The sequence below is a fragment of the Brevibacillus centrosporus genome (assembly GCF_003710815.1).
Lineage (GTDB): Bacteria > Bacillota > Bacilli > Brevibacillales > Brevibacillaceae > Brevibacillus > Brevibacillus centrosporus.
Window position 1 is genome coordinate 14147 of the sequence record NZ_RHHP01000017.1, and the last position, 25244, is coordinate 39390.

The following is a 25244-nucleotide window of genomic DNA, read 5'->3' on the forward strand; positions in this document are numbered from 1 at the left end:
CAGCAAGCTCTCAATACCTACTCTCCAAAGTAGTCACTAAGCCCTTTCACGATCGCATCCGCCGAGCGCTGCTGATAGTCGGCTGTGCGTACCAGCGCCTCATCTTTGGCATCCGTCAGAAAGCCCAGCTCGAGAAGAACAGAGGGCTGATCGTTTTCGCGCAGGACGTGGTAGTTGCCAAAGGAAATCCCGTTGCTCTTGGTTCCATAGACCTGTCCGAGGCGGGCTTCGATGGCTTGGGCCAAAGGCTTGTCTTTTTGATCGGAGTAGAAGAAGGTCAAGGTTCCGTTTACCTTCTTCGGGGAGGAGTTGTAGTGAATACTGATAAAGGCATCGGCTCCCTTTTGTTCACTGATACTCACCCGATCGTGCAACGCTGGATTTTCATCATTCCCTGTTCTTGTCATGACGACCACGGCTCCTTTTTGCCGGAGCAGTTGGGCCAGCTTGTTCGCGGTTTGCAGATTGATCGTCTTTTCCAAGGTGCCATATTTGGTACCAATGGCCCCCACATCACTTCCACCATGGCCGGCATCGATGACGATGAGCTTTCCTTTCAGACCTGGCTTTCCGGCTGATTGGAAGTGGCTGGCTTGGGAAGCAGCGGATGCAGCACTTTTCTGGTTACCGATATAGGCTCCGGATACCCAGCCCGTTTCCCCGGAAGCTAGACGGATACGCAGCCAATCGTTTTGTTGACCAAGGATCGTAACAGATGTATTCATCGGCAGTACACGAATCACGCCTTGATCCAGTCCAGGGCCGGTCCGCAGCCGCAGGGCATCGGCTAAAACGGAGCCCGTCTTCTGGGCAGGCTTGCTGGCTGGTGCGGGAGCAGGGTTGGACACGCCGTCCGTGTTCTTCAAATAATGCCCGGCGACCCATCCTGCTGTTTTGCCTGCACTGATTTTTGCCCATCCATATGACTCTGTACTTACGGAGACGATAGTACCGTAAGGAAGGGATCCTACAATGCTTGCCTGTTGGGCAGGCTCGCTGCGCACATTCAACGAAGTAGCCAAAACAATGGCGCTGTCCATGGATGCAGCAGAGGTTTGTTCAGGAAGTGGCAGGGAGGTGGATAGCAGCATGGCGGTGATGAGAGCTGCTTTGCTAGTAATCTTCTTCATGGCTTCTCCTCACGAATGGATGGGAATCTTTTGCAGATCATTATAGGAAACCTTTTCCGTTTCGTGTAGGGCATTTCTTCCTGAATTGGACAAGGAAGTTACAGACGGTCGCGTTGCAGGACTTGTGTGGATGGATGCCGAATCTGCGAAAGAGTAGGTCGAACAGTAGGAGGGATTCAGTCATGATTACCGTCTCATTTTACAAGCAGGATGGGATTGCCCTGGGAGTTCGCACAGAGAGGGGCATTCTGGACGTGCAGGCGGCAGCCAGCCGATTTACGGAGTGGAGCGATGCACCTGTGACCATCGAAGCTCTCATCGACGGAGGGGACAAAAGTCGGCAGCTGCTGGACAAGCTAACAGATGCAGCATACCAAGACGAGAGCCTGTTTCTGCAGGAAGAAGAGCTGGAGCTTGCTCCAGTCGTACCAAAGCCTTCGAAAATTGTTTGTGTAGGGCTGAACTATCGAAAACATGCGGATGAGTGCAACCTGCCATATCCGGAAACCCCGATTTTGTTCAGCAAGTTTGCCAACGCCTTGGCGGGGCATGGAGAGGACGTACCACTGCCGAAAGAGTCCGAAAAGATCGACTACGAAGCAGAGCTTGCGATCGTCATCGGGAAGCGGGCGAGCAACGTCACGGAAGAGGAAGCGCTATCCTACGTGTACGGGTATTGCAGTGCCAACGATGTGTCTGCTCGTGACCTGCAGTTTGCGACCTCCCAATGGCTTTTGGGCAAAACCTGCGATAAATTTTGTCCGATCGGGCCCTACCTAGTCAGTGCCGACGAAGTAGGTAATCCTGACCAGCTCCAGATTCGTACCTATGTGAACGGGGAGCTGCGTCAAAATTCCAACACATCCGATATGATCTTCTCTTGCTCCCAAATCATTAGCTACATCTCCAGGCATTTTCCTCTCCTACCGGGAGACGTGATCCTTACAGGCACACCGGAGGGAGTCATTACCGGCTTTCCTGTAGAGAAACAGGTTTGGCTCAAAGATCAGGATGTCGTCTCCGTCGAAATCGAAAAGCTGGGGAGACTGACGAATACATTCCGCCAAGCCTAAGCGCCTAAGCGCAGCTGACACATGGAAAAAGGAACGAGATGCAAAAGACTCAAATTTGCATTATACTAGCTAATAGCAGCCATTTTTCACGAACGACGGAGGTGTAAGGGATGGCAAATCACGTTTGTTTGCCGGATACTGCAGCCACTCATGCAAAGCCTGAAATGGAAGAGGCGATACTTTGCATGGGGCAGATAATCTGATTCACTATCGCCCATGAGCGTAGCGAATTTCCATTCATTTGGCTTTGCATCCTTATTTTCTTTCATTCAAAATAAGGGGCTGGCAGAAATGAAATATGTGAATGCAACCGCGATCCTACCGGAAAAGCTGATCGAGGAAATCCAGAAATACGTGCAAGGCGAGACGATTTATATTCCGAAGCCGGAGGGTACCTATCAGAAATGGGGGACTCGCTCAGGTGGAAGAAAGCTGATTGACGACCGCAACCGTGCGATCAAAACGGCTTTTTTATGCGGAAGCTCCATTGATCAGCTGGCTGTCGAGCATTGCCTTTCCGTGGAGACGATCAAAAAAATCGTGTATACGAAATGAACCAGAAATGATAAAAGCACTGTATGCGTTAGATGCGCACAGTGCTTTTTTGTGTATGCCAAGATTATTTCCCAATCGTCTTCTCCCTTTCGAGCCTTGCGTGGAGCGTGTAGTCTAAAAGAGCAAACACGCACACAGGAATTGGAGTGAGAAAAATGCCCCCCTTTATGAAGAGCTATCAATACAATTATATAAAAGCCCAAATCAAGATCCTGCTGAATGGACTTTCCTCCAGCAGCGATGCGAGTGTACACCGAGCACGCAAGGATATCGCCAAAGAAAATGTGGCAAACCTGTTTCCCGTGCTGAGCGAAGAGCAGCAGCAGCTTCTTTATCCGATTGCACAGATTGCCGAGACGGCAGATGTGAAACGGTATTTGTCCGAGCTGCAGCCATACGTCATCCCTTTTCCCGTCATTACCGATCAAACGCTGAAAAAGCTTTTCCCAAAAGCGAAAAAGCTCAAGGCACCTTCTATCAAAGACTTGAATCTGCAGGAGCATTCCTATGTCAGCTGGCAGGATGACGGAACGCAAAAGAAATTCGTCATCGCAGAATACCAAGGGAAGCTGGTCGGCTTTAACGGTACGTTTACCCCCATGAACCAAAAAGGAATGTGTGCAATTTGCAACCGATTGGATGAAGTGGGCATGTTTATTACGGAAATCAAAAGCTCGGGTGACGGTTCTTATCTCAAACGAGGGAACTATGTATGCCAAGACAGTCAATCCTGCAATCAGCAGATTACCATGATCGAAAAGCTGGACGATTTTGTCCGGATGATGACGCAGTAAAAAACAAGACCGAGCGCTGACGTCAGCAAGCTCGGTCTTCTTTCTTTCTCAGAGTGTCCCTAGTAAGGCTGGATTTCCTCTCCTGTCTCCAGATCGATGACCTGCGTGTTGTCTTGTGGGGTAGGAATGGTCTTGCTCTTTGGTGCCTTGTCGTTTTCTTCCACCCATTTGATGAGCATGTCAAAGCTCTGATGGACGTAGGGGAGAAGGGGCTGCAGCTCTTGATCCGGGTCCGATTTGCTCCAGACGAGGCTGTCGACGTGATTTCCTTTCTCAACCATGTACAGGCGATGCAAATCTCCTTTCCCGGCTTTTTTCACGAGCTCCTCATATCCTTTCGCATGCACATCAGGGAAGATGAGCGTGTCCCAGGAGCCGGCGACCGTAATGAGAGGAACGTTGATATTTCCCGTGTTCTCGATCGCGGCGACGTTGTTTTTCACACTGCTCGGTCTTTTGAAGTAATCGTAGCTTGCAAATACGTCGTCATGACTGCGGTCGCGCAGCCCGTTTTGATCGAAATTCAAATAGTCGCGCCAGTCCAGATGGCGTGGTGCCTTTGGATCAAACTCGTCCCGGTAAATATTCAGGCTGATAAACCAGTAGACCTGATCATGGTAGGCCCACAGCTTTTCAGAGCCCTTGGGGACGCCTGCAGCGTACAGTGCTTCTGCCGCCTTTTCCTTTTCTGCGCCAGAGCCGAAAATGGCTGCTTGGGCATGATTGACAACAGGGGTCAATGTCGAGATGAGATTGGCTTCTTTCGCACGCCACAGGACGCCTTCCCAGTCTACGCCTCCATCGTAGAGCTTTGGCTCCTTCGTCTTTTTCGGATCGTCATTTTCCAAGGCGTAGCGGACGACGTAGCCGCCGTTGGAGATACCCACGGCATAGGTAGGGACCGGATGATTTTTGGAAACGAGCTTGCTGGCAGGGTTTTTCCTGTCCTTGCTTGAAATGAGCAGGTCAGAATAATGGCTGGCCAAGTAAGCTTGCGCCGCTTTGGTTACCTGCCGATAGCGGAGGTTCCATTCACGGAGGGAATCATCCTCGGACACGAGCGCGTTTTTGTTTTTGGCTAAGGGATCGTTCGGATCGATCTCACCCTGTGTGCCTTTATCGATGGCAGCAAAAGCAAAGCCCTTTTCCAGTACATAGTCACTGAATAAAAGATCGGTGGAGGTTTCGTTGCGTGTGGCTGGAATGCCTGCGACGACGAGCTTTCCATTCCAATCGGCGGGGACGCGGATGACGAATTTTGCATCCTCAAACATGCCATTGACCTGCGTTCCGGCTACCTCGGCGGGCTGGTACATGCGATACCAGCCGCTCTGATCATCCTTATAGCCCCATGTGTACGGAGCGAGCCCGATGTTGCCAAACTGGGTCGCGGCAGCATACTGTAACGGATTTTTCGTGGTAAGCCAGTTTTCCGCTTTCCCGTCAAATGAGGTCACGGTCACACTGTGTGCGCCGGGGATGACGGGAGAGTAGGCAGCATGGACCTGGGTGACGGGATAGGATGTAATGGCAAGGGTGGAGAGCAGCAGAGCAGCGAGCGAGTGGGACATCCAGTTTCTTTTCATACGTTCCTCCTTTGGGTTGAAAGCGGTTCCAATATCCTGCTAGGAGAAGCAAGGATCGTACCGAATTGAAATGGAGAGGTTTCATGCGCCCTTAAACCAGAAGTGTCGCAAAAGTGAAGCATACAGAATGGCGCGTTTTTGCGACATGACGTATTTTTGCTACAGTTGCGACGAGGAGGTACGTATATGCTCACCCCCCAATTCCTTCGTTTTCTCGATTCGCTGCAAATCGGCATGATGATCATCGATCGGGAGGGAATGATTCTTCACGTCAATCAGGTTGGCTGTCAGCTACTGGGCCTGAGGCTCTCGGAAGTCAGGCAGCATCACGTCTCGAGAATTACACCGGGTGCAGACATCATGCAGGTCGTACGGGATGGCAAAGCGAGCTTGCGGGTGGAAATCCGTTTCGGCGATAAAACGCTGCTCGTGGACCGGATTCCTTACGTAGAGGAAGGCGAAATCATCGGCGCCATTTCTGTCTTTCAGGACATTACCTCCTATGAGGCGGCGACGCGAAAAATTTCGGAGCAAGAACGGGAGCTCCATCAGTTTCGGGAGCTGGTCGAGCAGCTGTATGACGGTATCGTGATGTGTGATCGAAACGGAATCGTCACGATGATCAACCAAGCGTACTGCGACTTTCTGGAAACGACGATGGAAGAGGCGATCGGAAAACCGATTACCGAAGTGATCGAGAATACCAGATTGCCTCAAGTCATGGAGACGGGGAAAGCAGAGCTCGGACACCTGATGAGAGTAGGAAATCGGGATATCATCGTGAGCCGCATGCCGATGCGCGAGGACGACAAGATTATTGGCGCGATGGGAAAAGTGATTTTCAACGACCTGCGTGAGCTGCGCAGCATGGTGGATCGCTACAACATCATGGAGCGGAAGCTGGATTACTACCGTCAGGAGCTGAAGCGGGTAGTCGGGACCCGGTATTCCTTTGATTCGATTTTTGCAGATCACCATTTGTTGAAAGAGACGATCCATTTGGCAAAAAAAGTGGCTTCCTCGCGTTCCTCCATCCTCATTCTGGGGGAGAGCGGCACAGGAAAAGAACTGTTTGCGCAGGCGATCCACGGTGTCAGTGCCCGTGCGGAAGGTCCGTTTGTCCGAGTCAATTGCGCGGCTATCCCGAAAGACCTCATGGAAGCAGAGCTGTTCGGGTACGAGGAAGGGGCGTTCACTGGGGCGCGAAAAGGAGGCAAGCCAGGCAAGGTCGAGCTGGCGCATGGCGGCACACTGTTTTTGGATGAGATCGGGGATATGCCGCTGGATATGCAGGTAAAGCTGCTGCGAGTGCTCCAGGAAAAAGAGGTAGAAAGGATCGGAGCCACGCGTCCCACACAAGTTGATCTCCGCGTGATTGCAGCGACGCATCGCCCTTTGGAAAAGCTGATGGAGGAAGGGCGTTTTCGCGAAGATCTGTACTATCGACTCAATGTCTTTACGATCAGCATCCCACCCCTGCGCGTACAGACTGGTTCCATCATCGCGATGGCACAGCACCTGATCCAGAAGCTGAATCGCGAGCTGTATACATCCGTGACAGGGCTCAGCCCAAGAGTGGAGGATGTCTTTCTCTCCCACAGCTGGCCGGGAAATGTCAGGGAGCTGCACAATGTGCTGGAGAGAGCGATCCAGCTGGCCGATCATGGGTTGCTTGAGACAGAGCATCTGCCGGCTTATTTGCAGGAGAGAAAGGTCGTAGTCAACGGAGAGAGTCTGACACTGGATCTGGAGGCAGAATTGGCCAAGACAGAGAAGAAGGTGCTCGCCATGGCATTGGAGAAGGCAGAGGGGAATAAGGTAAAGGCAGCGAGCCTGCTGGGGATTCATCGGGCGAGCCTGTATCGGAAGCTGGAGAAGCTGGGGATGGATGTTACCTAGGCGAGGAGAGATCATGGATGAACATCGGCATCGTCGCATGGAACTGTCGGCAGGCCTTTCGCAAAAAAGTGGAGAAGCTTGCGCGGTTTCGCCCCGAGATCGCCGTCATTTCGGAGTGCGAATCACTAGAGCGGCTAGGTGATAAACACACTTCCTTGTTTCCAAACGCTCTCTGGTTTGGCGACAATCTGCACAAAGGACTCGGTGTATTCAGTACTTCCGCGTATTCACTTACCGTTCATCCTGCCTACGACCCACGGTTTCGCTGGGTTGTTCCTATCTGCGTGACAGGCTTGGAGTCTTTCACGCTGTTGGCCGTTTGGACAAAGGATCACAAAGATAGAAAGCAGGGCTATATCGGGCAGCTGTTCTTGGCTCTGGAGCAGTACCAGATGCTATTGCAAAAGGAAACCTGTCTCGTAGTAGGGGATTTAAACAGCAACGCCATTTGGGATGCTCTTCCGCGTGTCGGAAACCATACGGCAGTCGTCCAAATGCTGAAGGAGTACGGGGTAGAAAGTACGTACCACTGTTTTTTTCAGGAGGAACATGGCCAGGAATCAGTTCCAACCTACTATTTTCATCACCATCGGGAGAAGGGCTATCATATCGATTTTTGCTTCCTGCCTGTCGAGTGGATCGAGAGAGTAGAGTCCGTTCAAATAGGAACATACGAAGAGTGGCGGGAATGGAGCGACCATGTGCCTGTGGTGGTAAAGGTTGGAGAGCGCTTGAAGGGAAACTAGCAAAGAACCTCAATGGAGTGCGACTGCTGAGCTCTTCACGGAGGTTCTTTTCATTTGGACAAGATGGGTAACTAACCTTCCTTGCTAAATCGCTTTCATAGGATAACTTTATACGAGATATAAAATAATTGAATTTGTGAAAGTAATTTTCACAATCTATCATTACAATATATTTTTCTAACTAATAAAAATATTCAAAATAAAAAATGAGCAATTGCTGCTTTTCAGTTTTATTAAAAATCTGTAGGCGAATCGCGCCGCTGCTCTATGGAAAGGATCACACAAAAAAAGGGGGATAGAAAGGAACACGCACTTCGAGAAGACTCGTAAAGAAAGAGGGGGTTACGTTACGATGGTATGCTTCAAACAGGTTGTAAAAAAAGGCTTTCTCCTGATGGCAGCCTTGCTATTGACGGTGGGGACTGTGGCTTGTTCTTCCGCACCAGAGAGCAGCCAGGGAGATTCGGGAAGCACCACAAATTCAGCCGCTCAGCCAGCAGCAGCTCCTGCAGCCAATGCAGGTGATGAAACGCCAAAATCAGGTGGCATCTTGAAGCTGGCACGAGCACAGGATCTGTCCAATCTCGACCCGATCGTTCCGGGTGACAACATGACGATCTGGGCTCTGCTTTTGATGTACGATCAGCTGGTGCGGGTGACGGCAGACGGAAATGATGTAGAGCCGGCTCTGGCCACCGATTGGACGATCTCGGAAGACAAGAAAACGTATGTATTCAACCTGCGAAAAGACGTGAAATTCCACGATGGCTCCGTGATGACGGCTGCTGACGTAAAATTCTCTCTCGACCGCGCACGAGACGAGGGCTCGAGCTGGAGCTGGATCTATACCGGCATCGAATCCGTAGAAGTATCCGGTGACAACCAAGTCACGATCAAAACAAAAACGCCTTATGCACCGCTCCTTTCTTCTCTCGCTTTGTTCAGCAGCTCGATCGTGTCCGAGAAAGCGGTGAAGGACCAAGGCAAAGATTTTCTGAGCGACAAAGAATTCGGTACCGGGCCCTTCAAGCTGGCCAACTGGCAGCGCGGACAAAAAGTGGAGCTGGCGAAAAACCCGGATTATTGGCAGGCAGGCAAGCCTTATCTGGACGGCGTAGAGCTGGTGCAGGTGCCAGAGGATACGACCCGTCTGTTCCAGCTTCGCGCAGGCGACATCGATATCGCCTCCAACGTTCCATTCAACGCGATGGCCGAGCTGCAAGCCGATCCCGCCCTGACGGTAATGACTCCGCAAGTATCTCGCGTGGACGTCATCAACATCAACCATACGCACGAGCCGTTTAACGACGTGAAAATTCGGCAAGCGATCAACTACGCGGTCGACAAAGATCTGATCATCAAAACGGTACTGATGGGCAATGGCGAAATGGCTACTTCTTATTTGCCAAAAATGAAGTACTTCAACGATCAGCTCGAAGGCTACAAATACGATTTGGAAAAAGCGAAAAAGCTGATGGCCGAATCCTCGAAACCGCAGGGCTTCAAAACGAAGCTGCTGATCGCCTCCGGTGATGAGACAGACCGCCAGATCGCCGTGATCGTCAAAGATCAGCTGGCAGCACTGGGCATTGACGTAGAGATTCAAATGATGGAATCAGGTGCGGCGTATGAAGCAGTCAACCAGATGAACTACGATCTGGCGACCACGTACTTCTCGACGGATATTATCGACCCGGATGAGCTGACGAGCTTTGAAGTCGTTTCTACGGGCGGCACGGATGCGTATCACACGGGCTACAAAAACCCGAAAGTGGATGAGCTGGCTGAAAAGGCCCGCGCTGAGCTGGACGAGGCGAAGCGCAAGGAAATGTACCTCGAAATTCAGAAGCTGGTCAGCGAAGATGCGACCTTCCTGTTCCTCTATTACAAGCCGGCAACCTACGCGGTGCAGAATTACGTCAAAGGCTTCCACGTATTGTCGACCGGAAACTATCGACTTGAGGAAGTATGGCTCAATAAGTAAAGAGGGTGATGGAGATCTTACGCGTACACTTTATTCTCCAACGTTTGATCCAGCTGATCCCTGTAGTGTTCGGGATCTCGATCGTCTCGTTTCTGATCATCCATCTCATTCCCGGAGACCCAGCGAGCATCATGCTGGGTTCTCGGGCCACTCCGGAAAATGTGCAGCAGCTGACGGCGCAGATGGGATTGGACAAGCCATTGTACGATCAATACCTGATTTTTCTCCAGAACCTGGTACAGGGTGACTTGGGGAAATCCATTCTTCTGAAGCAATCCGTTAATACGTTAATTAGTGAACGCTTGGGAACGACCTTTTTTCTTGTGATGTACGCCTCTGTATTAAGCCTTTTGGTAAGTATCCCGATCGCCCTGTGGTCGGCGATGAAAAAGGATTCGCTTCTGGACAACGGGTTTCGCACACTGTCTATCTTTGGTTTGGCGATGCCTTCTTTCTGGATTGGCATTCTCCTGATGCTTCTCTTCAGTATCAAAATCAAGCTGTTTCCGGTGTCTGGTTATGGCAAAAACTTCATCGGTCATCTCTATTATTTGTTCCTGCCAGCCCTGACGATTACGTGCTCTTTGGCGCCTGTGCTTGTCCGTCCTTTGCGCAGCAAAATCATAAACGTCTTTTCGTCCGAGTACATTGAAGCGGCGCGAGCGAGAGGACTTAAAGAGCATCAGATCATCCTCAACCATGTCCTGCGCAATGCCATCAGTGGCACCGTGACCATCCTGGGGGTAAACATCGGCTGGCTCTTGGGCGGTTCGATCGTCATTGAAACGATCTTTTCGGTGCCGGGTCTCGGACAGCTTTTGATCAACTCGATTTTGTCCCGGGATTATCCGATTATCCAAGGTCTCGTACTCGTTTTTGCGATTCTGGTCATAGTGGTCAACCTGCTGACGGATCTGTGCTATGCATGGCTCGATCCTCGCGTTGATCTGGAATAGGGGGCGAACATGGCAGAACTTCAACAGACGGCTATGAAAAAGCCAGTGAGAGCCTTTCGACTGGGGCTGTTTTCCCGGCTGCCCGTCAATACAAAAATCGCAATTGGGTTGGCTCTGGTATTGATCGTCATCCTTCTCTCCCTATGTGCGCCGTGGCTTACCCCTTACGACCCCAATGCGAACGATCTGAACAATGTCCTGCAAAAGCCGAGCGTCAAGCATTGGTTTGGCACGGATAATTTCGGGCGAGATATTTTCACGCGGACGCTGTATGCCGGACGGATCGATTTGCAAATCGGGATAGTGGCGGTGGTTGTTCCCCTTATTGCGGGATCGGTAATCGGACTTTTCGCCGGGTATTTTGGCGGATGGTTCAATATTCTCATGATGAGGCTCGTCGATGTTATGATCAGCTTTCCGTTCATGGTCTTGATCATCGCGATCATCTCGATTCTCGGTCCCGGCTTGATGAACATGTATATCGCGATTTTTTTGGTTGGATGGACGTCATACGCGAGAATTGTGCGCGGTGAGGTGCTCGTGGTGAAGCAGCAGGAGTATATCCTGGCTGCACGCAGTATCGGGTATGGACATGGGCGGATCATCTTTCGGCATATTTTGCCCAATGTCATTTCGCCCGCGATCGTTTTCGCCATGTCAGACGTGGTCCTTTGTATCCTCACCGGGGCTTCCCTCAGCTTTCTCGGTTTGGGGGTTCAGCCGCCGGCAGCAGAGTGGGGAGCCATGATATCCGAAGGGCGCAGCTACATCATCAATGCCTGGTGGATTTCGACACTTCCGGGCTTGGCGATTATCGTGACGGGTCTCGGCTTTAGTCTCTTGGGAGATGGTCTGGCAGAAAAAATCGAGAATCAATCATGAGGCAGAGGAGTGGTTCGCCATGCAGCCTATACTCGAAGTGGATTCGCTAAAGGTCGTTCTCCAAACCAAGCAGCGGACCATTCACGCAGTCAACAATGTTACCTTTCACGTTCGAACTGGGGAAACCGTGGGGCTCGTTGGCGAGAGCGGAAGCGGCAAGAGTATCACCTGTCGCTCCATTTTGCAGCTGTTGCCGACCCCGCAGGGGAAAGTGGTGGGTGGTGGCATTCGGTTCGCAGGAAAAGATTTGCTGAGCTATTCCAAAAAGCAGATGCAGGAGCTGCGAGGAAGGGAAATCGGGATGGTGCTGCAGGATCCCATGAGCTCGCTTGATCCTGTCTATCGGGTCGGTGAGCAGCTGGTAGAAACGCTTCGGACCCATACAAAAATCAGCAAAAAGGACGCCTGGCAAAAAGCGGTGGAGCTTTTGCGTTTAGTGGGGATTCCATCTCCGGAAAAGCGAGTCCACGATTATCCCCATCAAATGAGCGGCGGGATGAGACAGCGGGTCATGATCGCGCTTGCCATCTGCTGCGACCCGAAGCTGCTGCTGGCAGATGAGCCGACGACTGCACTCGATGTGACCGTCCAGGATCAGGTCCTGAGTCTGATGAAAGAGATCCAGCAGCGACTTGGCATGGCCATCCTGATTGTCACACACAATCTCGGCGTGGTAGCGGAAATGTGCGATCGCGTCGTCGTCTTGTACGCAGGAAAGGTTATGGAAACAGCTGCGACCTCTGACCTGTTCCAAACGCCGCGCCATGCCTATACGCTCGGTTTGATTCACTCGGTACCGCGCATAGAATCGGAGGAAAAGCTGGAAGGAATCCCTGGGACATTGCCTGACATGTCGCATGCCATCAAATGCTGTCCCTTTCGTGAGCGCTGTTCCTTTGCTACCAGTGAGTGCTCTTTTGACGAGCATACGCAACTGAAGGAAGTAGCCCCTGGTCATTGGTCGGCTTGCTTTCATCATGAAAGGGTGTGTACGCAGGCATGACGACCATTCTGCAGGTAGAAGGATTGCGAAAAGAATATCGCAAGCAAGCAGGCTTGCTCGGCAAGCTGCTGGGGCAAAGCAGTACCTCCCTTTATGCCGTGGAGGATGTGTCATTTTCGCTGGAAGCCGGAGAAACGCTAGGCCTTGTCGGGGAGAGCGGCTGCGGAAAAAGCACCTTGAGCCGAACGCTCATGCGTCTGTATGAACCGACGGATGGAAAGATCACCTTTCTCGGAGAAGATGTCACGTCCAGCGATCAGCGGTCATTGCGCAGGCTGCGGAAAAATATGCAGATGGTCTTTCAGGATCCCTATTCTTCGCTCAACCCGCGCATGACGGTGAGAGAGATGCTGGCGGAGACCATTCGTTTTCACCAGATCTGTCAGACGGAGCAAGAGCTGAATGCGTACATCGATTACTTGCTGGTGCGAGTCGGACTTCACGGGAAGGATGCAGACAAATATCCCAAGGCTTTCAGCGGCGGACAAAGACAGCGAATCTGCATCGCTCGAGCGATTGCCATACGCCCCAAGCTTTTGATCGCAGACGAGCCGGTCAGCGCACTCGACGTATCGGTGCAAGCCCACATCCTCAATCTCTTGGAAGATTTGAAAAAGGAATTCCAGCTCTCCCTGATTTTCATTTCCCACGATCTTTCCGTCGTGAAGTACATTTCCGATCGCGTGGCCGTCATGTATTTGGGACGGATCGTGGAGATGGGAACGACGGAGGAAATCTTTCGTAATCCCGTGCATCCATATACCAAGGCGCTGCTGTCAGCGGTTCCCCGTCTAGATCTGGGACAGCGAGAAAAGATCCAGCTGGAAGGCGATCCCCCGAGTCCCTATGAGCTGCATAAAGGCTGTCCATTCGTCACCCGTTGCTCCGAGCGTATGCCCATGTGTGAAAATGTCGTTCCTGCCTTTTCGAAGAGGGGAGAAACCCACCAAATTCGCTGCCATCTTGCTGATCCGCAGTGAGAGGATGAAAACCTCGTTCATTTCTAGAGATAACTGGCAGGGAATGGTAATAAGCTAAAGAGAGCAGACGCAATTTAAGCGGACTTCAGACAGACATTCGTTTTGGAAAGGCGGATAACCAGAAGGGAGAGAATGGCATGGAGATTCAAAATGCAGTAGCCATTGTAACGGGTGGAGCCTCCGGTCTGGGAGAAGCAACGGTGAGGAGTCTGGTGCGGTGTGGGGGAAAGGTTGCGATTTTGGACCTCGCCTCGGAAGCGGGGCAGGCATTGGCCGAGGAGCTCGGAGACGAAAACGCGATGTTTATTCCCACGGATGTGACGAGTGAGGGAAGCGTGCGGGAGGCCATCGAGCAAGCGACAGGCAACTTCGGTACGATTCACGTAGCCATTAGCTGTGCGGGAGTCGCTGCTGCGCAAAAGACGCTTTCGAGAAGCGGTCCCCATCCACTGGAGTCGTTCTCAAAAGTGATCAACGTCAATCTGGTCGGCACGTTTAACGTTATTCGCTTGGCTGTGGAGCAGATGGCGGGCAATGAGCCGAACAAGCATGGCGAGCGTGGGATAATTGTCAATACGGCATCCGTGGCAGCTTTTGATGGGCAAGTAGGACAGGTCGCATACAGTGCGTCCAAGGCAGGGATCGTCGGCATGACGCTGCCGATCGCACGAGATCTGGCCCCCTACGGTATTCGCGTGATGACCATCGCTCCGGGTCTTTTTGATACACCGTTGTTCGACAAGCTTCCTCGCTCGGCAAAAGAAGCGCTAGGCGCAACCATTCCCTTCCCGCCACGCTTGGGGAATCCGACTGAATTTGCAATGCTGGTGCAGAGCATCATCGAAAATGTCATGCTCAACGGAGAGACGATTCGACTGGACGGAGCGATTCGCATGCAGCCAAAATAAAACATAGGGACGTTTCTCACCTCGCAGTAGAGGGAAAGAGAGACCGTCCTTTTTTTTGTAGGTGTGAAAAGCTTGATGAATCAAGGGTGTTGCCACGATTCGCCGGCATTTGGCAAATTGTGTGCAACAAATCGTCCCTAAGTTCACGTTTATATAAGCGTATGGAAAAGTTTGCGAAAAAGGTTGCTGCCTGAAAGAGACAAGGCACGGATTAGCCTGGTTAGGAGGAGTGAGATGCGCAAGATCATTTCAGGGATGCTTGCAGGAGCGATTGTGTCTTCAGCCGCGGTAGTATCTGCCGCACCTCCCACTACACTTGTGCTGAACGGACAAGCGGGACATGCAAGTGATTCGGTGAAAATCAAAAAAGGGAGAGCTCTCGTTCCCGTGCGTGAAGTGGCAGAGGGGATGGGGGCTGTCGTGCGCTGGGATGCATCCCAGCGCACGGTTTACGTTTCCACGGGAGAACCAAAAGAGGACGAGGCAGCTGAGGGGAGTAAAAACGAATCTGCCTCTCCTACGATGCAGCTCGTCATTAACGGAAAAAAGGTAGATTCCTCAGTCCCACCCCAAATCATAAATGGGAGAGCATGGGTACCCGCTCGGGAATTGGCGGAGGGTTTAGGGAGTGGAATTCAATGGAATGACTCCCAAAGATCCGTGTCGATAACGAACAAGATCGTCAATCCAACAGCAAAGGACTTTCGTGGACAAGCCATGATTACGTTCTCGTACGACGACGGCTTGGACACCTTCTACGATTTTGCCTTGCCGCTGCACGAAAAATACGGGATCCCGGCAACGGACAACGTCATCGCCGGAAAGATCAAAGACGGCGCGCAAACGATGTATCTAGATGCCGATCAAATCAAGGAAATGCACGAGCGCGGGGTCGAGATCGGTTCGCACAGCTATTCTCACCAGGATGGGTTGACGACTCTCTCAGACGAGGATTTGGATTTTGAATTGAGAGAAAGCAAAGCGGTGTTGGAGAGAATTGTCCCCAAGGTGCAGACGATCGGGATTCCCTTTTCCATGTATGATGAGCGCGTAAAAGCTGCCGTGAAAAAATATTACCAGGCAGCGAGAAATTTTGAACATCTGCAGAACGACATTTCAGCAGTCGACAAACTCTGGCTCCATACCGCAATCGCTGTGACCAACGAAATGACGTTTGAGCAAATCAAGCTGCGAATCGATGAGGCAGTCAAAAACAAGCAGTGGTGCATCATCATGCTGCACGGCATCGACCCGGATAACCGAGATTTGTATGAAATAAAGCCAGCACTACTGGAGCAGGTGCTCGCTTATGTGGCTAGCTTGGGCAGAGATAAAATCTTGCCAGTCAACACGATCGATGGAGTATCACTTGCCGCGAAGTAGAAGAGGGTGACGATACCAAAAAACAACGAGCAGATGGGGGACTGAGAAGATGAAAGTTCTACTAGCCGTATCACTGGCACTCGGACTGACTTTTGGGATTATAGGTGTGGTTCATATGAACGCTAGCGCAACGGAGAGTCAGTTCACGGGCTCAGCATTGCCAGGGGGAGGAATTGAGGTTCCGCACAACCAGCGATTCCATCTCTCTACGGATCAACAATGGGTATCCTCTCAGGGGCATTTATCTGATCTGATTCGTCTGCAGTGGACGGCAGACCGGGCAAAACCGGCGATCTCCTGGGTAGATGAAGCAGGTAAGGATAAAACCGCCATCGTGTCCCATGCCAAGGCTAATGATCCGAATCAAGAGGACCACAATCATCTATCGATCGAAACCACCATGTCGCCAACAGGCAAGAATGCGAACCAGCTTTTTACCAGATTCGAGATTCCCTTTGATCAAGACGTAGCAGAAATCCGGACGCATTCTTCCAATTTGAATGTGGTAGATGGACTCCTGCGAATGGCCGGTTCGGATGGAGTGAATCGCGATGTGCAGTTTGCCAAGACCTCAGACGGAAATGTAACGAGTCCGCGATGGACGCTGCGAGCAGATAGTACGAATGAAACGGGAGCAAACGCCGGATCGAACTTTCATATTATCCGTTATTCGGATGCCGGGGAGGAGATCGACACCCCTTTCTCGATTAACCGCAAGAATGGCAATGTCGGGATTGGCAGTGCCGATCCTACGACTAAGCTGGACGTGGATGGGGATCGCATTCGAATCCGCCAATCAGCCGCTCCCGCCTCCTCGTCGGCACCGGGCAATGTCGGGGAGATCGCGTGGGACAGCAATTATGTCTATGTCTGCGTCGCACCGAACAAGTGGAAACGAACTGAGCTTTCTTCTTGGTAGATGGGGAAAAGCAATAAAGGGAAGGTTCGATTCCGTCTGCTAACGAAAGTTATACATTTTGAAGGAAGCTTATTCATCGCTTTTTACTCCTTTTTCCATCTATAATAAGAAAGAATTGCCAAGCAGAACATTCAGACATCCGAATAAAGGAGGCTGCTATGATCCGAGAAAGATTGCGAGAATTGGGACTGGAGTTGCCCGAACCGGTGCCATCCCTGTATCAGTATGTTCCAGTCGTCGTTCATGAAGGAATCGCCTATATCAGCGGGCAAGTACCGAGAGTGGACGGAAAGCTCCCATTCGTGGGTAAAGTGGGAGTGGACGTAACTATCGAGCAGGCGAGGGAGCTGGCCAAAATCTGTGTGTTAAAAGGGCTGAGCAGTCTGGAAGCGGAAATTGGCAGTCTAGACCGAGTAGAACGGGTATTGAAAGTGACGGGATACGTGCAGTCGACAGATGGATTTAATCAGCAGCCGCAGGTGATTGACGCTGCATCCGAGCTGTTGGAGCAGATTTTTGGCGAGCAGGGGCGTCACGCGCGTACAGCCGTAGGAGCGGCCGAGCTGCCCGGGAATACGCCAGTGGAAATTGATTTCATGATTGCAGTCCAACGATAGGAGGCAACTGTCATGATCGGAATCGCAGATATCATGGCTGCGCGGGAGCAGATCGCAGATACCATTCGCCAAACGCCGCTGCTGTCATCCGAGCAGCTATCGTTGCAAAGCGGAAATTGCGTCTTTCTGAAAGCAGAGCATCTGCAGAAAACGGGGTCCTTCAAGCTGCGGGGAGCCACAAACAAGGTCAAGCAGGCTGTATACGCCGGGGCAGCTTCTGTCACGACAGCTTCCTCTGGCAATCACGGACAGGCAGTAGCGTATATAGCCAACAAGCTGGGAATACCAGCGACGATCGTCGTTCCGGAGGATGTGGCTGTCTGCAAGGTCGAGGCGATCGAAGCTTACCAGGGCAAGGTGGAAAAATGCGGGCTGACCTCGGCGGAGCGACTGCCAAGAGCGATGGAAATTGCGGAGCAGCAAAAGGGAGTCTTCGTGCCACCCTATGACGATCCGTACATCATGGCCGGGCAAGGCACCGTGGGATTGGAGATCATGGAGCAGCTGGATGACATCGATGCGATTTTCGTACCAATCGGCGGGGGCGGCTTGATTTCAGGAGTGCTTACCGCCATCAAGGAGACGAAGCCCTCCATTCAGGTGATTGGAGTAGAGCCGCAGCTTGCCAACGACACCTACTTGTCCTTGCAGCAAAACCAGCTTGTCTCGCATGAGGGAACCACGACGATCGCGGATGGCTTGCGGACCAGCCAGCCCGGAGATCTGACGTTTCCTGTTTTGCGCAAATACGTAGATGATGTCGTGCTGGTTTCGGAGGAGGAGATTCGCCAAGCGTTTACCTTCGTACTCGAAAGAATGAAGCAGCTGATCGAGCCATCCAGTGCGACTGCGATTGCAGCAGTCATGTTTGAAAAAACAGCCCTGCGCGGAAAGCGGGTCGTCACACTTGTCTCGGGCGGAAACGTTGACCTCGCTGCCATGGCAGGGCTGATCGTCAAATAGTTAGATAGAGTCTGCTTCGACTAAAGAGAGTTCCTGTGCCTTCAGCAGAGCCTGGGTCCGATTGTTTACCCCGAGCTTGCCGTAGATGCGGTGCAGATAGACTTTGACGGTTCCGACCGTATTGCCGAGTGCTTCTGCAATCTCTTTGTTGGAGGCTCCCTGACTTAGCATGGATAACAGGATCATTTCTTTTCCCGTCAGCGGTTCGAGCAGGGGAGAGGGATGATCCGTTTTTCTTTTCGAGCTGCTTTTGGTGGCCATGAGCTCGAGCAGCTGCTGCACGTAAGCCTCAGAGACGGATTGATGAAGAAGCTGCTTCTTGTTCCGGCTCTTGCTGGATGACAGGAGCAGATACAAAGCCTCTCCATCGTCGAGGAAGCTGCGTATATAACCGTTCGCCCCGCCGATGAGCAGGGCTTCCTGCAAATAAACGAATGCCTCATCCGAGGAGCCGAGTTGTTGATTCGCCAGAGCTTGCAGGACAGCGATTTCGACTTGGCTGGCGAGAAGCCCCTCTCGTTTGCTGGCGAGCTTCAGCGTGTCCAGAATCCGCAGCGCCTCTGCTCCTTGTTGGCTGGCTAGCAGGAGACGGACATAGGTCAAGAGCTCGAGCTCGCGCTGAATCACAGGCTTGTCCCAGAAAGTAGCAGGTATTTTGGCGAGCCGCTTTTGAGCCTGCTCGATTTCCCCCTCTGCGAGATCCAGTTTGGCGAGAAACGCATGCAAAGGATTCAGCCAGTATTCTTCCCCCCAGGTAATGATCGCATCGAGTGCTTCTTCGACCCTTTTTCTGGCATGGGAAACCGAGCCTGAGGCAAAGGCAATCTTCGCTTTTGTCAAAAGGCACGGGACCAGCAGTCCGGGTATCTGATGCCGGCGGGCGATCGGCTCTACCTGCTCCAGCAAGGAATGACTCTCATCGAGGCGATTCCACTCATAGTATCCTTCAGCGAGGGCTTGGACGACATACATGTTGAACAAGGAATCCTGCCATCCGTGCTCCGTCAATTTGCCAATAAACATTTTGCCGACGAATTCCGTTTGTGCAGACAAGACGCCTTTGAGCCCGAGTGAGGTGCGCCGGATGAAAGGCTCCGTAGTATTGTAGTTAAACGAGAAGAACAAAGGTGACTCCGGCAGATTTTGATAAAGGATGTCTGACTCGGCAAGAAGCATCTCGAAGTGCCCCAAGGCAAAGGCGAGATTGGATCGTACGAAAAACAGGCTGCTGAGCAATTGCTGCTTTTCGAAAGAGTCCTTCATGGCAGCACATTCTGCCTCCAGCTCAGCAAAATCGCTTTGCGCAAGCTCCGCCTGACCCCAAAGAATCTGGATAAAGGCAGCCAGCATGCGCAGCGAGGGGGAGAGCATCGACGACTTGTCAGGAAAGCTGTTTAGCCAGCGCAAGAGCGTGGACAGCTCGCCCCGCTGGATCATTTGCGGAAAATGCTGCTCCAACAGGACTGCAGCAAAAGAAAAGTGAGAGGCTGCCAAAGCATGGTCGATCGCTTCGTCGAACAATTGGCGCTCAGCAAAGCATTCACTGGCGATCCGGTGAAGCTCAACAGCTTTTTGCGGATGCATCTCCTGGAGCTGTGCCAGCAGGAATTCGCCGAACAGATGATGGTAGCGATACCAGGTTTGGTACTCATCGAGCGGGATGAGGAAGATGTTTTGCGAGAGCAGCGAGGCAAGCATCTTTTGCCCGTTGTTTTGCCCGGTCAACCGATTGCAGATGGAAGCATCCAAGCGCGGCAAGACACAGGTTGAAAGCAGAAAGCTTTGAATATCAGGAGTGAGTCTCAGCCAGACCTCATGCAGCAAATACTCGGAGATATCGCGATGGGAGCCGGAAAATCCGTTAAAAAAGCGCTCCTGATGAAACGGATTGCGCAGGGATATCGCAGCCAGCTGTAGGCCTGCGACCCATCCCTCGGTGCTCATGGCGAGCTGGTCGATTTGCTTGGGGCGAAGCGACAGGCCATGTGCATCCAGATAAAAGCGTGCCGTCTCCTTATGAGTAAACCGCAGCTGCTCGAGTGTGATATGGCTCGCCTGCCCGCGGATCGTCCATTTGCTTGTTGCAAAAGGCAAGGATGTACGTGTGGCTATGTACACATGAATAGAAAAAGGCAGATAGTCCAGGAAATACGACAAGCTGGCGTGGATATGCTCCTCAGTGATCAGGTGACGGCAGGAGCGCATAAAGTAGTCAGCTTGCGCGTCAAGCCTTCTTCAAGCTGTCGAAGCAGCTGGTTCCGCGCAACGTTGTTAGGGCGAATCGCAGGCGTAGTTGTCTTGGTTCTGAGCATATTGGAACGCAAGGGACTCATAGCTCCTCCTTTATCGAACATCCGGTCATCTATTACCTCTACCCACATTATACTTGCTGGTAACAAGAATCGACATTTGAAATAAAGAAATCCACGAAATGTCAGACCCATCCCCTTTTTGCTCGAATTCGTCGGATTTGCGCGAGAAATGTTCCATCGCACCGGACAAGCTTCAACAGGCTTCACAGCTCGCTCCATCTAGAATGGGCGTAGAAGCGTGTAGAGAGAGGTGCATGGAAATCGGACGGTGGAAGAATCTGTTTGCAGGTGCGATCGCGATGCTCTTGGTCGCAGGAAGTACGATAGGGGCTGGACGAGTTTTGGCGAATGACACTTCAGTCAAAGTCGCCACACCGAAAGAAGACGAGGTCATTCGTGTCGCATTTGCAGGAGACATCATGCTGGATAAAAGTGTGGGGGTGCAAATCGGACGAAACGGCGTCGACTACCCCTTTTTGAAAACGGCAGCCTTCCTCAAGCAGGCGGATCTAACGATTGGCAATCTGGAGACATCCGTCAGTACACGAGGTCAGGCCCAGCAAAAAGAGTACACCTATCGCTCCAAACCGCAAACGCTCCAGGGCTTGGTCAACGCAGGGTTCGATGTTGTCAATCTGGCCAATAATCACTCGCTGGATTACGGCATGGATGCATTGTTTGATACGATGGAGCATTTGAAAAAATACCAGCTTGGGTACGTCGGGGGAGGAAAAAACGAAGCGGAGGCTTTTGCTCCTTATATTCGTACGATCAAAGGAAAGCGGGTCGCCGTCATCGGGTTGAGTCACGTCTTGCCCAATCGGCAATGGTTTGCTGGGAAAAACAAGCCTGGACTGGCCCACGCCTATTCCTACGAGCCGATGCTTTCCTATGTCAAAAAGGCAGTCGCCCAATCGGATATCACGATCGCGGTCATGCACTGGAACCTGGAGTACAAGGACTACCCGGAACCGTATGCGCGAGAGGTGGCGCGCAAGCTGATTGACAGCGGTGTAGACGCAGTGCTCGGGTCACACAGCCATTCGGTGATGGGAGTGGAGTATTACAAAAACGTCCCGATCTACTACAGCGTGGGCAATTTCGTCTTTACCACCTCGTACAATCCGAAAGGGAGAGAGGCTATGATGGTGGAGCTGACTTTTGGAGAAAAGGATACAACCTCCAAGGTCATCCCAGTCAAAATCGCCAACGGTCAGCCAGCTCCCATGGATGCGGCGAATCGGAAAAAGATGATCGATAAGCTGAACGAACTGTCCTATCAGGTAACATTTGATGAAACAGGTCAAGCAGCTCAACATGCTGAGAAGAAGATTGTCTCAAAGCCATAGGGAAGAAAAATAGGATCATTTGAGGCGTTATGCTCAAATGATCCTATTTATATAGAAGCGATGCTATATATTATAGAAGAAAGGGGAGGAGCGATTGACTCAATTGGCAGGGAGAGCCACTTGCTCATTCACCATCCGCCGCATCGCTTCCCGGCGCACAAACCCGTACTGTTCGTACAGCCCATGTGCATCCCGTGTCGCCAGCGAAATGTTGGTTTGGGCAATGGCAGGGTGCTGAGTGATCACTTCCATGAGCCATTTGCTTAAACCTTTTCCGCGGTGGGCAGGATCGATGAAAACATCGCATAGCCAGGAGAACGTCGTGTAATCGGTCACGATACGAGCGAAGCCTACCTGCCCTGTTTCGCTGTAGATGCCGAAGCAGATGGAGTGCTCAAAGCTAGTGAAAATCACCTCCCTCGATCTCTCCGATGCCCAATAGGTTGTGGAGAGCCACTGGAAAATCTGTTCCCTGTCCAATAAGTCTTTGATGTCACTGATGGAATAAGGTAATTCTGCATGCTTCATTTTCAATCTGTACCCTCCTATAACCACTTTACTGATTGGTATGTGATCAAATATACTGAACATAAAGAGTTATTTAAACAAATAAATTCACATCTGTACCCATACAGTTTGGTAAGAGGGGATGAGGGATGGAGAACAAATACGAAGTCGTGAAAGCGCTTTTAAAAGAGCAGCTGCTAACCCACGCAATCAAGCCAGGTGAAAAGCTGCCTTCCATACGGGCAGCGTCTGAGCTTTGGTCGTGCAGCAAAAACACGGCGATCCGAGCGTATCAAGAGCTGGAAAATGAGCATTTGATTTACTCTGTCCCGAAAAGCGGCTACTATGCCGTGGTTCGATCCGAGAAGACAACGACATCTGCGATTGACTGGATCGATTTTTCCTCCGCCACACCGGATGCAGAGGTGATGCCGTATAAAGATTTTCAGCACTGCCTAAACCGTGCTATCGAGCTTTATGAGGATCATCTGTTTACGTATTCCGATCCACAGGGATTTTTTACGCTGAGAAGAGCGCTCGAAAAACATTTGGCGCATTCGCAGATTTTTGCGCCTCCTTCGCAGATCTGTGTCGTGTCTGGCGCGCAGCAGGCTTTGCATCTCCTCGCCTCCATGCCTTTTCCCAATGGAAAGAGTGCGGTGCTGGTCGAACAGCCGACCTTTCATGGCATGCTTCGTTCTCTGGAGCTATTGGGGGTCACAGCGCTGGGCATCGAGCGGAGGATGGATGGGATTGACCTCGACGAGCTGGAGCGGCATTTCCGCAATAATCACATCAAGTTTTTTTACACGGTTCCGCGGTTCCACAATCCGCTCGGGGCAAGCTATACGGAAGAACAGAAAAAGCAGATAGCCATGCTCGCGCAAAAATACGACGTCTACATCGTGGAGGATGACTTCCTGGCGGATATGGACACGGATGAAAAGGCCGATCCGATTTATGCGTATGATCAGGCAGGCAAGGTGATTTACGTCAAGAGCTTCTCCAAGATCATGCTGCCCGGGCTGAGACTGGCGTGTGTCGTGCTCCCAACCTCGTTGATGGAGACGTTCCGGCTTTTCAAAGCGTCCAGTGATTCCAGCACAGCGGCACTGTCGCAGGCAGCGCTGGAGCTGTATTTGAACTGCGGTATGTACGATCATCATGCTGGCTTGGTCAGAGAGAGGTATCGCATGCGAATGGAAAAGCTCGCAGAATGTGCAAGCCGGTTGCTTCCCCCACAAGTGCAGCTAGCAACAGGACGGGGAGGAATCTTCGCCCGGTTGTCTCTGTCTGATGAAGTCAATCTTCATGATCTGATTACGGCTTTGCATTTAAAACAAGTAAGGGTGAATTCCACGGAGCAGAACTATCTGCGTTTGTTTCGCCGGGATCATGGCCTGCGGATCAGCATCATGCAAACGGATTTCACAAAAATTGAGAGAGGGATTCAAATCGTGGCTGAGACGCTGGAGAGCCTGCTGGAACAGCAAAAATCGAACCGGCTGCACGTCATTGACTGGATATGATTGGATATAGGGGGAATAATCAAAATCTTTTGTATTGACACGATAGTTACGAAAAATTTAAAATAAGTTCATATAGGAAACTATGTTTTGTATATAAAACACAAAAACGATAAAGTAGAGGTTTTCATCGAAAAAGAGCTTGAAGATACTTTGACAAGGAAGTAACAACAAAGCTCGCTTTTTTTTGCGAAATAATCGAAACATTGTTTTGTATACAAAACACAAATCTAACCATTAGAGGTGAAATGGATGCTAGGTATCACCCATTTGCGGCATATCAGCTTGTTTACACCGGTCTTGAAAGAACACGCAGATTTCTACGAAAAAGTATGGGGATTAGATAAGCTTCAGGAGGACGAAAACAACGTTTACTTCCGTGGAGCCGGATCCGAAAACCACATTCTCCACCTGCAGGCTGGAGAAAAACGCGGTTTGCATCATATCGCGTTTGGAATGATTGACAAGAATGCCGTAGATACCGCGGCTGAAAAGCTGAAAGAGCTGGGCATCCCTCTCGTCTCCGAGCCAGGCTATCTCGACGAAGCGGGCGCAGGCTATGGATTGCGTTTCCTCGATCCAGAAGGACGCTGCATCGAGCTGTCCTGTTGGGTAGAGATCCACACGAAAGACTGGAGCAAGAAAAATGTGGATCCAATCAAGCTGAACCACGTGGTTATGAACACGAAAGACATCGACATGATCACAGACTTTTATACCAAGGTACTGGGCTTCAAGGTAACCGACTGGAGCGAGCATCAGATGGTCTTCCTGCGCTGCAACAAAAACCATCACTCCCTCGCTTTCAACCAGGATGTGCATGCGTCCGTTAATCACATCGCGTATGAAGTGGAGAGCGTAGATGAAGTGATGCGTGGTATCGGTAACGTTCGCAAGGCAGACGTAGAGCCCATGTGGGGACCTGGTCGTCACGGCCCTGGTAACAACATCTTCTGTTACTTCCGCGATCCAGCCGGCTACGTCATGGAGTACACCTGTTACCTGACTACGGTAGAAGATGACGATAAATGGCAAGCACTGGTTTGGAAGCGTGTTCCTCACCTGATGGATCAGTGGGGAATTGCAGGACCACCACCACCAGGAGCGCGTGCTTCCATGCAGGGCGATCCGGACGAGGGCTGGGCAACCAAGCTTGCAGGCAAGCAATAAGA

General features: G+C 51.4%; 23 protein-coding genes. 18 read left to right on the top strand and 5 right to left on the bottom strand.

The genetic code is table 11. The features are described 5' to 3' along the window. Positions 1-17 precede the first annotated feature (17 nt). Complete coding sequence (locus EDM55_RS16540) at positions 18-1130, bottom strand: N-acetylmuramoyl-L-alanine amidase family protein (RefSeq protein WP_122960822.1); 1113 nt, start codon at positions 1128-1130, stop codon at positions 18-20. Between the two features lie 182 nt (positions 1131-1312). On the opposite strand from EDM55_RS16540, the gene EDM55_RS16545 reads away from it, so the two are divergent. The 3 genes from EDM55_RS16545 (at position 1313) to EDM55_RS16555 (ending at position 3552) form a co-directional block, all read left to right on the top strand. Further along, positions 1313-2203, top strand: coding sequence for a fumarylacetoacetate hydrolase family protein (locus tag EDM55_RS16545; RefSeq protein WP_122960823.1), 891 nt, complete (start codon positions 1313-1315; stop codon positions 2201-2203). A gap of 291 nt (positions 2204-2494) precedes the next feature. Next, positions 2495-2758, top strand: coding sequence for a CD3324 family protein (locus EDM55_RS16550; RefSeq protein WP_122960867.1), 264 nt, complete (start codon positions 2495-2497; stop codon positions 2756-2758). Between the two features lie 155 nt (positions 2759-2913). Beyond that, a complete protein-coding gene (locus tag EDM55_RS16555) occupies positions 2914-3552 on the top strand; it encodes a FusB/FusC family EF-G-binding protein (protein ID WP_122960824.1) in 639 nt (212 codons plus the stop codon). A gap of 59 nt (positions 3553-3611) precedes the next feature. On the opposite strand, the gene EDM55_RS16560 is transcribed toward EDM55_RS16555, so the two are convergent. Continuing rightward, on the bottom strand, positions 3612-5138 hold the full coding sequence (locus EDM55_RS16560; RefSeq protein ID WP_246070942.1) for an alpha/beta hydrolase domain-containing protein: 1527 nt from the start codon (positions 5136-5138) through the stop codon (positions 3612-3614). A gap of 186 nt (positions 5139-5324) precedes the next feature. On the opposite strand from EDM55_RS16560, the gene EDM55_RS16565 reads away from it, so the two are divergent. The 12 genes from EDM55_RS16565 (at position 5325) to EDM55_RS16620 (ending at position 18378) form a co-directional block, all read left to right on the top strand. Next, complete coding sequence (locus EDM55_RS16565; protein WP_122960825.1) at positions 5325-7037, top strand: sigma 54-interacting transcriptional regulator; 1713 nt, start codon at positions 5325-5327, stop codon at positions 7035-7037. A gap of 17 nt (positions 7038-7054) precedes the next feature. After that, positions 7055-7783 carry an endonuclease/exonuclease/phosphatase family protein gene (locus tag EDM55_RS16570; RefSeq protein WP_092275903.1) on the top strand — a complete coding sequence of 243 codons (729 nt, stop codon included), beginning with the start codon at positions 7055-7057 and terminating at the stop codon, positions 7781-7783. A 352-nt stretch (positions 7784-8135) separates the two neighbouring features. After that, complete coding sequence (locus tag EDM55_RS16575) at positions 8136-9767, top strand: ABC transporter substrate-binding protein (protein WP_092275900.1); 1632 nt, start codon at positions 8136-8138, stop codon at positions 9765-9767. Between the two features lie 8 nt (positions 9768-9775). Continuing rightward, on the top strand, positions 9776-10723 hold the full coding sequence (locus EDM55_RS16580) for an ABC transporter permease (RefSeq protein ID WP_092275896.1): 948 nt from the start codon (positions 9776-9778) through the stop codon (positions 10721-10723). A 9-nt stretch (positions 10724-10732) separates the two neighbouring features. After that, positions 10733-11605 carry an ABC transporter permease gene (locus EDM55_RS16585; protein ID WP_218033699.1) on the top strand — a complete coding sequence of 291 codons (873 nt, stop codon included), beginning with the start codon at positions 10733-10735 and terminating at the stop codon, positions 11603-11605. A gap of 19 nt (positions 11606-11624) precedes the next feature. Further along, positions 11625-12608, top strand: a complete 984-nt coding sequence (locus EDM55_RS16590; RefSeq protein ID WP_122960826.1) for an ABC transporter ATP-binding protein — start codon at positions 11625-11627, stop codon at positions 12606-12608. Further along, positions 12605-13588 (top strand): ABC transporter ATP-binding protein, encoded by a 984-nt coding sequence (locus EDM55_RS16595; RefSeq protein WP_122960827.1) that lies wholly within the window; start codon positions 12605-12607, stop codon positions 13586-13588. The genes EDM55_RS16590 and EDM55_RS16595 overlap by 4 nt, the downstream gene beginning before the upstream one ends. Before the next feature lie 137 nt (positions 13589-13725). Continuing rightward, a complete protein-coding gene (locus EDM55_RS16600) occupies positions 13726-14496 on the top strand; it encodes a 3-hydroxyacyl-CoA dehydrogenase (RefSeq protein WP_122960828.1) in 771 nt (256 codons plus the stop codon). A 234-nt stretch (positions 14497-14730) separates the two neighbouring features. Further along, positions 14731-15879, top strand: a complete 1149-nt coding sequence (locus EDM55_RS16605; RefSeq protein WP_092275884.1) for a stalk domain-containing protein — start codon at positions 14731-14733, stop codon at positions 15877-15879. A gap of 49 nt (positions 15880-15928) precedes the next feature. Next, positions 15929-16798, top strand: a complete 870-nt coding sequence (locus EDM55_RS16610; protein WP_092275881.1) for a hypothetical protein — start codon at positions 15929-15931, stop codon at positions 16796-16798. A 158-nt stretch (positions 16799-16956) separates the two neighbouring features. Continuing rightward, the gene (locus tag EDM55_RS16615; RefSeq protein ID WP_122960829.1) at positions 16957-17415 is read left to right on the top strand and encodes a RidA family protein; all 459 of its coding nucleotides are present in this window, start codon (positions 16957-16959) and stop codon (positions 17413-17415) included. Positions 17416-17427: 12 nt separating this feature from the next. After that, positions 17428-18378, top strand: coding sequence for a threonine ammonia-lyase (locus tag EDM55_RS16620; RefSeq protein ID WP_122960830.1), 951 nt, complete (start codon positions 17428-17430; stop codon positions 18376-18378). Here EDM55_RS16620 and EDM55_RS16625 read toward each other — a convergent pair whose 3' ends face one another. Both EDM55_RS16625 and EDM55_RS31040 read right to left on the bottom strand, forming a co-directional pair. Continuing rightward, entirely contained in the window at positions 18379-20535 is a 2157-nt protein-coding gene (locus tag EDM55_RS16625) for a winged helix-turn-helix domain-containing protein (protein ID WP_246070941.1), read from the bottom strand. A gap of 26 nt (positions 20536-20561) precedes the next feature. After that, positions 20562-20711, bottom strand: a complete 150-nt coding sequence (locus EDM55_RS31040) for a hypothetical protein (RefSeq protein ID WP_246070940.1) — start codon at positions 20709-20711, stop codon at positions 20562-20564. A 233-nt stretch (positions 20712-20944) separates the two neighbouring features. Between EDM55_RS31040 and EDM55_RS16630 the strand changes: the two genes are divergently transcribed. Next, positions 20945-22039 (top strand): CapA family protein, encoded by a 1095-nt coding sequence (locus EDM55_RS16630; protein WP_092275868.1) that lies wholly within the window; start codon positions 20945-20947, stop codon positions 22037-22039. 99 nt (positions 22040-22138) lie between these two features. Here EDM55_RS16630 and EDM55_RS16635 read toward each other — a convergent pair whose 3' ends face one another. Continuing rightward, positions 22139-22567, bottom strand: coding sequence for a GNAT family N-acetyltransferase (locus EDM55_RS16635; protein ID WP_246070945.1), 429 nt, complete (start codon positions 22565-22567; stop codon positions 22139-22141). Positions 22568-22695: 128 nt separating this feature from the next. On the opposite strand from EDM55_RS16635, the gene EDM55_RS16640 reads away from it, so the two are divergent. After that, positions 22696-24075: an aminotransferase-like domain-containing protein gene (locus EDM55_RS16640; RefSeq protein ID WP_092275862.1), complete on the top strand. Its 1380-nt coding sequence runs from the start codon at positions 22696-22698 to the stop codon at positions 24073-24075. Positions 24076-24324: 249 nt separating this feature from the next. Next, positions 24325-25242: a VOC family protein gene (locus EDM55_RS16645; RefSeq protein WP_092275859.1), complete on the top strand. Its 918-nt coding sequence runs from the start codon at positions 24325-24327 to the stop codon at positions 25240-25242. The last annotated feature ends 2 nt before the right edge of the window (positions 25243-25244 follow it).